Below are 11834 nucleotides of genomic sequence, written 5' to 3' on the forward strand. Positions count from 1 at the left end.
ACTCGCTCAGATTGCGCCCGCCCGCAGCGCGTAGGCGACGGCGTGGGCTCGGTTGTTGAGCCCGCAGCGGGTCATCAGGCCGTAGAGGACGTTCTTCACGGTCCGCTCGGAATAACACAGCTTCGCGGCGATTTCCTCGGTGCCGAAGCCCTCGGCGACCAGGCGCAGCACGTCGCACTCGCGGGCGGCCAGCCCGGAGAGGGTGAGCCCGTTCGGCTCGAGGACGTCCCGGCGCATGCGCTGGACCTGCGAAAGCAGCGCCCCCTGCAGCCGCGGCGGCAGGTTCGCCGTGCCGTCGCCCGCCGCCATCACCGCCGTGACCAGCTCGGACCCGCCCGTGTCGCGGCGCGGCAGGATCGCCACGACGCCGCTCTCCAGCACCGACATCAGGTCGCTCTCGCGGAAGTGCTCCACGACCAGCACGACGTGCGAGGCCTTGGCCGCCCGGATCTCGCCCAGCACCGCCTCGGTGACGTGCTCCTCCATCACCAGCAGCACGTCGGGCACCAGGTCGGTGATCCGGACGTCCGGATGGGACTCCAGGAGGCTCACCGCGCCGGCGTGCGTGATCGGGTCCGAGGCGAGGACGGTCACTTCGACGGGCTTCATGCCCCGAGCATGACCTGTGGGTCTTCACGCCCTCCCTATTCCGTCTTCACGCCGGCCCGAAGGCCCGTGAAGACGGCTCAGGAACCGGCCTCGTCATAGCCGCGGGCCAGCTCGCCGAACGCCTCCCGCGCGCGGTCGACGCAGTCCGGCATCCGCTCGGCCGCCCGGGCCCAGTCGCTCTTGGCCCGCAGGTACCGCTCCCGCGCCTCGTCGGTCCAGCCGGCCAGCCCCGGCTCCACAGTGGACTCCAGCTCGGCCAGCAGGTCGCCGAGGCCGCCGGTGATCGACCCCATCCGGTCGAGCACCAGGTCGGCGAGGGTGAAGTCGAACCGCTGGCGGGACACGGTCATGTCCCGCCCGGCCCGCCGGACCGCTGCCGGGGGACCCGGCCGCCGGTGGCCTCCAGCAGCCACGCGAGCCGGGTGAGGATCACGTCGAACTCCTGCTCCCAGTCGTTCATCGCCTGGCCGAAGCGCACCGCGGCCTCGCCGCGCCACGCCGCCTGCAGGGTCGCCATCTCGCTGTTGACGTCGCGGAGCTGGGAGTTCGCGGCCTCGATGGCGGACGCGAAACGCACAGCGGCGCACTTCATGTCGTCCGTCGGCGCGGCTGAACTCATTCGCGGCTCCTCACGTGTCCGGCACCCGAGGGTGGCCTACCGGGCAGCCGAACGAAACCCCGCCCGGTAGCCGTTGCCCGAATGTCCGCCATCCTTGCCTGCGGGTTCACGACCGCCGCGTATGCTCACCTCAGGCATCCGGCGCGTGACGATACGTCAGCGCACGAAGGGAGACCGATGTCGGCTGCGGACAGCGCCGCACCGAGACTCCGATTGCTGGGTCCCGTACAAGCTTGGCGAGGCGACACCGAGCTCGACCTCGGCTCCGCGCACCGGCGCACGGTCCTCGCCGCACTGGCGATGAACCCCAACCGCACGGTCTCGCGCGAGGAGCTGATCGACGCCGTCTGGGGCGAGGCGCCCCCGCAGAGCGCGCAGGGTTCGATCTACACCTACGTCTCCGGGCTGCGGCGCTCGCTCGAGCCCGGCCGCGCCAAGGGTGCCAAGGGTGAGGGCCCGCAGCTGCTCGCGTCGATCGGGTCCGGCTACTCCCTCTGCCTGGACGCCGAGGCGATCGACGTCCACCACTTCGAGGCCCTGCGCGAGCAGGCCCAGCGCCGGCAGTCTTCCGGCGACCTGCGCGGCGCGCGCGAAACCCTCGACGAGGCCCTGGGCCTCTGGCACGGCGTCCCGCTGTCCGGGCTGCCCGGGCCGTTCGCGGCCGCCCAGCGCGCGCGGCTCGGCGAGGTGCGGCTGGCGACGATCGAACGCCGCGCCGAGATCGTGCTGGAGTCCGGCGGGCACCACGAGCTCGTCGCCGAGCTGACCGCGCTGACCCGCGAGCACCCCTTCCGCGAGACGCTGCGCGGCCTGCTCATGCGCGCGCTGGCCCGCTCCGACCGGCGGACCGAGGCGATCGCGGTGTACGTCGACGTCCGCGACCGGCTGGTCGAGTCGTCGGGCACCGAGCCGGGCCCGGCGCTGCGGCGGCTGTACGAAGAGCTGCTGGACAAGCCCGCCGAGCCGCCGGCCCCGAGGCCGGCGCCGCCCGCCCGCGTGACACGGTTCCCGGTCGCGTCACTTCCGGACCGCACGGACGTCTTCGTCGGCCGGGACGCCGAGCTGGCGCTGCTGCGCGAGGCCGTCGCCGGCCTGCTCGACGGGACCGGCCGGTCGCTGTGGCTGGAAGGCGAGCCGGGCAGCGGCCGGACCGCACTGCTGGCCGAAGTGCTCGCCACGGCGCAGGAAGCCGACGTGAAGCCCGCGTTCGCCGCCGCCGACGCGCTGGATCAGCGGTTCGCGCTGCGGCCGCTGCTCGACGCGCTGGGCGTGCACCCGCGGGCCACCGACGAGCGCCGCTCGGACCTCGCCGTCCGCCTCTCCGAGCAACCCGGCGAAGACCCGGTCGACGGCCTGCTCGGCCTCGTCCGCGAGCTGTGCGCGGAAGCGCCGCTGGTGCTCGCGGTCGACGACCTGCAGTGGGCGGACGACTCGACGTTGCGCGTCTGGCGGTACCTGAGCCGGGAGACGCGGGACCTGCCGCTGCTGCTCGTCGGCGCGTGCCGGCCGGTGCCGCGGCTGTCCGCGCTCGACGACCTGCGCGGCGAGCTGGACGCCGACACCACCACCGTGCTCGCGCTGCCGCCGCTGGCCGAGAGCGCCGCGCTCGAGCTCGCCACCGAGCTGGTGGGCGCGCCGCCGGGGCCCGGGCTGCAGCTGCTGGTGTCGTACGCGGCCGGGAACCCGCGCTACGTCCGCGAAGTCGTCGAGACGCTGCTGGCGCAGTCGATGATCGTGCTCGACGGCGTGCACGCGCACCTGGACGGCAACTCGTGCCAGAACATCCCGTCCCCGCTGGGGTCGCGGATCACGCTGTACCTGAGCTTCCTCTCCAGCGGCACGCGCGACACCCTGCGCTGGGCCGCGCTGCTGGGCCGCGAGTTCTCGTTGTCCGACATCGCGGTCGCCACCGAGCGGCCGCCGACGTCGCTCGTGGGCGCGGTCGACGAGGCGATCACCTCCGGCGTGCTCGTCGAGTCCGGTGACCGGGTGGCGTTCCGGCACCCGTTGCTGCGCCGCGTGCTTTACGAAAAGACCCCCGCGGCGATGCGCGTCGCGCTGCACCGGCAGCTGGCCGAGGCCTTCGCGACGGCGGGCGCGCCCGCCGACCGCGTCGCCGAGCAGCTCGCCGCGGCGCCGGCCCAGGTCGACCCGTGGGTCGTCGGCTGGCTGCTGGAGAACATCGGCACGGTCGCGACCGAAACCCCGCGCGTCGCGGTGGATCTGCTGCGTCACGCCGTCACGCAGGGGGCGCTGCAGCAGGAAGCGCGGGAGACGCTCACCGCGACGCTGGCCCGGCTGCTGTTCTGGCTCGGGCGCGAACCCGAGGCCGAAGCGCGCTCGGTCGTCGCGCGGACGTCCGACAGCAGGCGCGCGGCCGAGATGCGCTGGATCCTGGCCTACATCTACTACCGCCGCGGCGACTTCGCCGAGGCGACGGCCGAGGTGAAGCGGACCCTCGACGACGTGGACGTCCCGGAGATGTGGCGCGGGCGGCACGAGTCGCTGCTGACCACGCTGGAACGGCTGGGCGACGACCCGGGCGCGGTGCTGGTGCCCGCCGGGCTGCACCCGCTCGACGACGCGGCGCTGTCCGTGCCGAACCTCGACAGCCTCGACGAAGCCGCCGAGCCGCTCGACGCCGCCCGCCGGCTCGCCGCGACCCGCGCGGTGCCGGGCGAGATGCACCTGGCCGGCGCGGTGCACTACTACTGGCTCGGCCGCTGGCCGGAGGCGCTGGCCGAGCTGGACGCGGTGATCCGCGACGGCGCGGAAACCGCTTCCTACGTGTTGCGCAGCCCGGGTTCGGCGCTGCTCGTGCACGGCGTCGGCGCGCTGATCGCCGGGCACCGCGGTGAGCCGGGGCAGGCCCGGACGCACCTCGAAGCGGCCAGCCGGCAGCAGTTCCCGAAGGGTCTCGAACCCGACGGCGGCGACTTCCTGCTCGCGGCGCGGTCGCTGCTGGCCGAGCAGGACGGCCGGCCCGAAGAGGCCTTGGCGGCGCTGCTGCCGCTGCTGGAGGAGAACTACCCGCCGGCCGCGCGGCACCAGTGGCTGCCCGACCTCGTCCGGCTCGCCGGGCCGCTCGGCGACCAGCAGCACGCGCACCAGGCGTTGCGGCTGCTCGAACCCGAGGGCGACGTCCCGCCGGCGCACGCGGCCGCGGCCGCGCACTGCCGGGGCCTGGTGACGGGCGACCCGGAACCGGTCCTGACGGCGGCGGAGCACTACCGCGCGGCGGGCCGGCTGCTCAAGCAGGCCAAGGCGACCGAGGACGCGGCGATCCTGCTGGCCGAGTCGGACCGCCTGGACGACGCCCGCACGGCGTTCCGCGCCGCGCTGACGATCTACACGGGCATCGGCGCGGTCTGGGACGTCCGGCGCGCGGAGGCCCGGATGCAGCCGTTCGGGATCCGCCGGGCCAACTCGGTCCGCTCCCGTGCCGCCGGCGAGTGACAACGACGTCATCGATGTCCCGCCAGGCGTGATCAGCACGCCGGCACGCGTGATTGCGGAGCCGACACGCGTGATCGAAGGGTCGACACCAGCGTTCGCCGTGTCGACCTTCCAGACACGCGTGTCGACTCGCCAATCACGCGTGTCGACCCTTCCGTCACGGGGCGGTCAGGGCCCTGGCCTGGGCCGTCCACCAGGGCATACGCCGGTGGGGACCGCTCGCGGCTTTCCGGCCGCCGGGGCGTGATCACGGGCTTGCCAGGTCAGTAAGCTCCCCGGAGTAGGTCAACCCGATCGGGTGTTGCCACGTCGGTAAAGTCGACGGAGAAGTCGGTACCGAGAACGGAACGACATGCCAGGGGATGCGGACACCGGTCTGCGAGTGGGCGTGCTCGGCCCGCTGCGGGCCTGGCGCGGGACGGCCGAGATCGGCCTCGGCCCCGCTCGTCAGCGCGCGATCTTCGCCGTGCTCGCGGTCAACGCCGGCCGCCCCGTCCCGCGTGCCGAGCTGATCGCCGGCGTCTGGGGCGATTCCGCGCCCGCGAGCGTCGAAGGCAGCGTCCACACCTACGTCTCCGGCCTGCGCCGGGCGCTGGAGCCGGACCGCTCGCGCTGGTCGGCGTCGAGCGTCCTGGTGTCGGAAACGGCCGGGTACTCGTTGCTGCTGGACGACGACGCGCTCGACGCGGCCGTGTTCGAGCGCCACCGCGAACGCGCGCAGCGGCACCTCGAGCAGGGCGACCCGCGGGCCGCTGTCACCGAGCTGGACGCGGCCTTGGCGCTCTGGCAGGGCGAAGCGCTCTCCGGTGTCCCGGGCGGGTTCGCCGAGCGGCACCGCGAATACCTCGCCGAGCTGCGGCTGGCCACGCTGGAACAGCGAGCCGAGGCCCTGCTCGCGCTCGGCGGCCACCTCGACCTGGCGCCCGAGCTGGCCGTGCTGGCCGGGGAGAACCCGCTGCGGGAGTCTCTGCGCGAGTCGCTCATGCTCGCCCTCTACCGCAGCGGCCGCCACGGTGATGCCCTCGACGTCTTCCGCGACGCCCGCACGACGTTGATCGGCGAGCTGGGCGTCGAACCCGGGCCGGCGTTGCAGCGGCTGCAGCAGCAGATCCTCGCCCAGGACCCGGCCCTCGACGCGCCCGCGGTGGTCGCGCCGCCCCCGCCCGTTCCGGCGCCGCGGCACCGGCTTTTCGGCCGGGAGACAGAAATCGCGCGGCTCGCGGAGCTCGTCACCGACGTCCGGGCCGGGCGCGGCCGCGCCGTCTGGATCGAGGGCGAAGCCGGGATCGGCAAGTCCGAGCTGCTCGCCGACTCGCTGACCGGCGGCCCGGGTTTCCAGCTGCTGTGGGCGGCCGCCGACGAGCTGAGCACCCGGTTCCCGCTGCAGGTCATGATGGAGTGCCTGGAGATCGACGCGCACTCGCCCGACCCGCGGCGCGCGCGGGTGGCGAAGGAGCTCGCGGGCGAGGGCCCGGTGCGGCGCAGCTGGGGCCCGGCCGACCCGGTGCTCGGCGCCGTGGACCGGCTGCTGGTCTTGGTCGACGAGCTCTGCGCGCAGACGCCGCAGGTGCTGGTGGTCGACGACCTGCAGTGGGCCGACGAGGCGTCCGTGCTGGTCTGGCACCGGCTCTGCGCGGCGACGCGGCAGCTCCCCCTGCTGCTGGTGGCCGCGACCCGGCCGGCGCCGGACCGCGCCGAGCTCGCCCAGCTGCGCCGCGGCGTCCAGGCGCGCGACGGCGTGGTGCTCGACCTCACGCCGTTGAGCGGCGACGACGTCGGCCGCCTCATCGAGGACCAGATCGGCGCGGTACCCGGGCCCGGCCTGCGTGAGCTGGCCGCCCGTGGCGCGGGAAACCCGTTGTACGTCAAGGAGATGGTCGACGTCCTGCTGCGCGCCGGCGCGGTCGAGGTGACCGGCGGTGAGGCCGACGTCGACGATCCCGAGGAGTTCGAGGCGCCGCGGTCGCTGGTCGCCGCGGTCGACCGGCGGCTCGACTTCCTGCCCGCGCGGACGCAGGAGGTGCTGCGCTGGGGCGCATTGCTGGGCATGGAGTTCGCCGTCGGCGACATCGCCGCGGTGCTCGGCTCCCGGCCGTCGGACCTGCTGGAGCCGCTGGAAGAAGCCGTCGCGGCGAACGTGCTCATCGACACCGGCACGCAGCTCGCGTTCCGGCATCCCTTGCTGCGTCAGGCGTTGTACAACCGGCTGCTGCCGGGGACGCGAGCGGCGCTGCACCGGCAGGCGGCCGAGGCGCTGGCCCGGATCGGCGCCCCGGTCAAGCGGGTCGCCGAGCAGCTGGTGGCCGCACCGGCCACAGTGGACGAATGGGTGCTCGACTGGCTGGCCGGGCACCACGCGGCCGTGTCGAACCGGGCGCCGCTGATCGCCGTCGAGCTGCTCGAACGCGCGCTGGCCGACGGCGCGAGCGACGACCCGCGCCGGGAGGTCCTGCTCGTCGCGCTGGTCAAGGTGCTGTTCCGGCTGGAGCGCAACCCGGAAACCCTGGCGCAGCAAGCACTCGAGGTCGCCACCGAGCCCGACGCCGTCGAGGAGATGCGGCACGTGCTCGCGGCCCTGCGGCACCGCCGCGGCGACACCGACGGCGCGGTCGCGACGCTCGGCGCGTCGGCCGACGACCCGGCGGTGCCGGAGCTCTGGCGCGTCCGGCACCGGCAGCTGCTGGCGAACTTCCGCCGCGGCGATCTGTCCGATTTGGACACTGCCGAGAAGGCGGCGCGAGAGACGAAGGAGCAGGCCGGCGGCGACCGCTACCTCACCGCGCACGCGCTGCAGTCGCTCTGGCTGGTGGACTCGGTGCGCCGCGAGCACGACAGCGCGCTCGAGCACATCGACGCGGCGATCGAGGCCGTCGGCGACGAGCACGAGCTGGCCGACCTGCACCTCGACCTGCTCGACAACCGCGTCTTCACGCTGCAGAACCTCGACCGGCTCGCCGAGGCGGGCGAAGCGCTGCGCACGGCGGGCGACGTCGCGGCGCGGCACGCGATGCCGGTCGGGCTGCAGGTTTCCGTCGCGGTGCACCGGTACTGGGACGGGAGCTGGGACGAGGCGCTGGTCGAGCTGGACACGGTCACCGAGGACGGCCCGGCGATCACGTTCTACGGCCTGCGCGAGCCCGGCCCGGCGGCGTTGCTCCTGCACGGCGTCGCGGCGCTGATCGCCGGAAGGCGCGACGACCGCGCGCAGGCGGCGGCCCACCTGGACGCGGCGGAGGAGTACGCCCCGGCGACCGGTGCCGAGCGCGAGAGCTTCGACTTCCTGCTGGTCGCCGACGCCCTCGCGGCCGAGCAGCGCGGCGACCGGGTGCGGGCGCTGCAGATCCTCGAGCCGATCCTGAACCCGACGTACGCGCAGATGATGCTGCGCCACCAGTGGCTCCCGGCGTTCGTCCGGCTGGCGATGGAGCAGGACGACCGCGACCGCGCGGTGCGGGCGCTGGACGTCTGCGACGAGGAGGCGGCGAAGGAACGCCGGCCGGCGCGGGCGCTCGCCGCGGCGTCGTGGTGCCGCGGCCTGATCGAGGAGGACCCGAGCCCGGTGCTCGACACGGCGGAGCACTTCCGCTCGGTCGGCCGCCGCCCGGAACTGGCGTCGGCGCTGGAGGACGCGGCCGTGCTGCTGGCTCGCGCGGGCCGGCTGGACGCGGCCCAGGCGGCGTACGAGGAGGCGGCCGAGCTGTACACGGCGTTGTCGGCCCGCTGGGACCTGCGCCGTGCGGAGACGCGCCTGCGCCGCCTGGGCGTCCGCCGCGGGGCGATGTTCTCGCCGATCCGCCCGGGCCACGGCTGGGAGTCCCTCACGCCGATCGAGGTCCGCATCGCCAGCCTGGTCGCGGAGGGCCGCTCGAACCCGGACATCGCGGCGGAGCTGTCGCTGCCCCGCCGGACAGTGCAGGCCCACGTGGCGAGGCTGCTGGGCAAGCTGGAGACGCCGTCGCGGTCTGGGGTGGCGGACGCTTTCCGCCGGCGTTCCTGAGTCTGCCGCGGCTTGTCGTGAGTGTTTAGGGCGGTTAGAACCGCCCTAAACACTCACGACGAGTCTGGCAGAGCGTTGGCCGTGGCGACCCGCCCTAGGAAGTGTCCCGAGTCCTTGACCGTGCGGACCTGCGTTTCGAAGTCGACGTGGACCAGGCCGAAGCGTTGTGAGTAGCCCATCGCCCACTCGAAGTTGTCCAGCAGGGACCACGCGAAGTAGCCGCGCACGTCCGCGCCACCGACGATCGCGGCGTGGACCGCGCGGACGTGCGAGTCGAGGTACGCGACGCGGGCGGCGTCGTGGACCCGGCCGTCGACGACTTCGTCCACAAAGGACGCGCCGTTCTCCGCCACCACCAGCGGCAGCCCGCCGGAGCGGGTGGAAATCCAGCTCAGGAGCGAAGTCAGCGTCTCGGGTGACTGCTCCCAGCCGAACGCCGTCAGCGGCGGCCGAGCCGGGAGCACGTCCAAGCCTCGCAAGCCCGGCAACGGGCAGTTGCTGGGCGCCGACGGGTCCGCGAGCGGCGTCACCCGCGCCGGGGCGTAGTAGTTGACCCCGAGCCAGTCGACGGCCGCCGAGATGGTGTCCGTGTCGCCGTCCCGGACCGCCGCGGCGAAGCGGCCGCCGTGGTGGGCGACGTCCGCCACGACGTCCGCGGGGTAGCCCTTGCCCAGCACCGGGTCCAGGAAGAACCGGTTGTGGATGCCGTCGAACTTCCGCGCCGCTTCGACGTGGGCCGGTGACGAGCCGTCCGCGATGGCCGGGGCGAAGTTCAGCGCCAGCGAGAACTCGTGGCCCGGCCGCGCCTGCTCCGTCAACGCGCGGGTCGCCAGGCCGTGGCCGAGCAGCAGGTGGTGCGCCGCGACCAGCGCCGTGTCGTGGTCCTGGACGCCCGGTGCGTGCACACCGCTGCCGTAACCCAGGAAGGCCGCGCAGAACGGCTCGTTGATCGTCGTCCACTGGTCGACGCGGTCGCCGAGCGCGTCGTGGACCACCGCCGCGTACTCCGCGAACCGGAACGCCGTGTCGCGCGCCGGCCAGCCGCCCGCGTCCTCCAGCGCCTGCGGCAGGTCCCAGTGGTACAGCGTCAGCACCGGCGTGACGTCGCGGCTCAGCAGCTCGTCGACCAGCCGGTCGTAGAACGCCAGACCGGCAGCCGACGTCGTCACGCCGTCCGGCATGACCCGCGGCCACGCCACCGAGAAGCGGTACGCCCCGAGGCCCAGGCCGGCCAGCAGGCCGACGTCCTCGGGGTAGCGGTGGTAGTGGTCGCAGGCGACCTCGCCGGACGCGCCGTCGAGGACCTTGCCCTCGGTGGCCGCGAAGGTGTCCCAGATGGACGGTCCGCGGCCGCCTTCGGTGACGCCGCCCTCGACCTGGTACGACGCGGTCGCCGCGCCCCACCGGAAACCCGCCGGAAACTCCGTCACACTGGCGCCCCTCTCAGGATCCCCCGGACGACGTACCGGCCGAGCAGCAGGAACGCCACGATGACGGGCAGCACGCCCACGGTCGCCCCGGTCAGCATCAGCGCGTAGTCGGTGTAGTACCCGCTGGCCAGCTGCGACAGCGCGACCTGCACGGTCGGTGTCTCGTTGGGGTCGAGTACCACCAGCGGCCAGAAGTAGTCGTTCCACGTCGCCATGAACGTCAGCATCGCGAGCACCGCGGCCTGCGGGCGCAACGACGGCACCGCGACGTGCCAGTAGGTGCGCAGGATCGAGCAGCCGTCGACGGTCGCCGCGTCGACGAGGTCGGCGCTGATCGCGTTCTCGCAGGCCTGCCGCATCCAGAACACGCTGAACGCGCTGACCAGCCCGGGCACGATCACCGCTTCGAGCCGGCCGTACCAGCCGAGGTCGCCGACAACGAGGTAGAGCGGGATCACGCCGAGCTGCGCCGGCACCATCGCCGAGCCGACGACGAGCAGGAACAGCGTGTTGCGGCCGGGGAACCGCAGCCGTGCGAAGGCGAACCCGGCCAGACTGGCCAGAACCACGTTCGACACCATCACCGTGCCCGAGACGATCAGCGAGTTGCCGATCGCGAGCCAGAAGTCGACGGTGTCGAAGACCCGACGCACGTTTTCGAAGAGGTGCCCACCCGGCAGGAGCAGCGGCGACGTCTCCCCGATCGCCGAGTTGTCCCTTGTGGACACCACGAACGACCAGTACAGCGGGAACATCGACGCGCCGAGCACGCCGATCAGCAGGGCGTAGACCCGGGCGCCCGGCCGCCGCCGGGCCGTCACGCCGACCTCACGAACCGGCGCACCAGCCGGTAGTTGACCAGCGCGAACAGCACGCAGACGACGAACAGCACCCAGGTCAGCGCGGCCGCGTAACCGGCGTCGAAGTGCGTGAACCCCTTCTCGTACAAGTACATCGTCACCGTCTGGAACTGGCGGTCGTTGCCGCCGGTACCACCGGAGCCGCCGGAGTCGAACAGCTGCGGCTCGGCGAACAGCTGCAGGCCGTTGACGGTGCCGGCGATGGCGGTGAAGGCAAGCGCGGGCCGGATGCCCGGCACGGTGATCGACCAGAACGTCCGCCACCGCGACGCGCCGTCGAGCGCGGCGGCCTCGTACAGGTCCGCGGGCACGGCCTGCATCGCCGACAGGTAGATCAGCGCGTTGTACCCGGTCCAGCGCCAGAGCACCATCGACGCCACCGCGACGTGCGACGACCAGGTGCTCGCCTGCCAGTTGACCGGCGCGACGCCGAACCAGCCGAGGACCTCGTTGACGACGCCGTAGTCGCGGCTGAACAGCTGCCCGAACACGAGCCCCACGGCGACCACCGACACGACGTTCGGCAGCAGGATCCCGGTGCGCCACCAGGTCGCGGCTCGCAGCGGCCGGTCGAGCAGCGCCGCGATCCCCAGCGCCAGCAGGAATTCCGGGACGGCGGCGAGCACGAAGATGCCGACCGTGTTGGCCAGCGCGTTGTAGAACCGCGGGTCGGTGAGCAGCTCGCCGTAGTTGGCGAGCCCGAGGTAGCCCTGGTCGCCGTCGAGCAGGTTCCAGTCGTGCAGCGACACCCAGATCGTGTAGAGCAGCGGGAACACGCCGAAGACGACGAACAGCCCGAAGAATGGCGCGATGAGCAGCAACGGCGTGACCTTGCGGTCGAAACGGGCGAGCCGGTGCTGCAC

Annotated in this window: 8 protein-coding genes; 2 read left to right on the top strand and 6 right to left on the bottom strand. The window is 73.4% G+C overall.

All coding sequences use genetic code 11. From position 1 onward, the window contains the following. Positions 1 to 6: 6 nt before the first annotated feature. From OHS58_RS30500 to OHS58_RS30510, 3 genes are all read right to left on the bottom strand, one after another. Positions 7 to 609 carry a helix-turn-helix transcriptional regulator gene (locus OHS58_RS30500; RefSeq protein ID WP_247057751.1) on the bottom strand — a complete coding sequence of 201 codons (603 nt, stop codon included), beginning with the start codon at positions 607 to 609 and terminating at the stop codon, positions 7 to 9. 77 nt (positions 610 to 686) lie between these two features. Next, positions 687 to 959: a WXG100 family type VII secretion target gene (locus tag OHS58_RS30505; RefSeq protein ID WP_247057754.1), complete on the bottom strand. Its 273-nt coding sequence runs from the start codon at positions 957 to 959 to the stop codon at positions 687 to 689. Next, the gene (locus tag OHS58_RS30510) at positions 956 to 1228 is read right to left on the bottom strand and encodes a WXG100 family type VII secretion target (protein WP_247057756.1); all 273 of its coding nucleotides are present in this window, start codon (positions 1226 to 1228) and stop codon (positions 956 to 958) included. Before OHS58_RS30510 ends, OHS58_RS30505 begins: the two co-directional genes overlap by 4 nt. A gap of 177 nt (positions 1229 to 1405) precedes the next feature. Here OHS58_RS30510 and OHS58_RS30515 point away from each other — a divergent pair, with 177 nt between their 5' ends. Continuing rightward, entirely contained in the window at positions 1406 to 4684 is a 3279-nt protein-coding gene (locus OHS58_RS30515; protein ID WP_328644806.1) for a BTAD domain-containing putative transcriptional regulator, read from the top strand. A 352-nt stretch (positions 4685 to 5036) separates the two neighbouring features. Further along, entirely contained in the window at positions 5037 to 8681 is a 3645-nt protein-coding gene (locus OHS58_RS30520) for a BTAD domain-containing putative transcriptional regulator (protein ID WP_328644807.1), read from the top strand. 53 nt (positions 8682 to 8734) lie between these two features. On the opposite strand, the gene OHS58_RS30525 is transcribed toward OHS58_RS30520, so the two are convergent. From OHS58_RS30525 to OHS58_RS30535, 3 genes are read right to left on the bottom strand one after another with little or no spacing between them, the layout of a single operon-like run. Next, positions 8735 to 10111, bottom strand: a complete 1377-nt coding sequence (locus OHS58_RS30525) for a GH1 family beta-glucosidase (RefSeq protein WP_328644808.1) — start codon at positions 10109 to 10111, stop codon at positions 8735 to 8737. Beyond that, positions 10108 to 10932 carry a carbohydrate ABC transporter permease gene (locus tag OHS58_RS30530; protein WP_328644809.1) on the bottom strand — a complete coding sequence of 275 codons (825 nt, stop codon included), beginning with the start codon at positions 10930 to 10932 and terminating at the stop codon, positions 10108 to 10110. The genes OHS58_RS30525 and OHS58_RS30530 overlap by 4 nt, the downstream gene beginning before the upstream one ends. Then, a complete protein-coding gene (locus OHS58_RS30535) occupies positions 10929 to 11834 on the bottom strand; it encodes a carbohydrate ABC transporter permease (RefSeq protein WP_328644810.1) in 906 nt (301 codons plus the stop codon). Before OHS58_RS30535 ends, OHS58_RS30530 begins: the two co-directional genes overlap by 4 nt.

Origin of the sequence: Amycolatopsis sp. NBC_00348 (genome assembly GCF_036114655.1) — a bacterium.
GTDB lineage: Bacteria > Actinomycetota > Actinomycetes > Mycobacteriales > Pseudonocardiaceae > Amycolatopsis.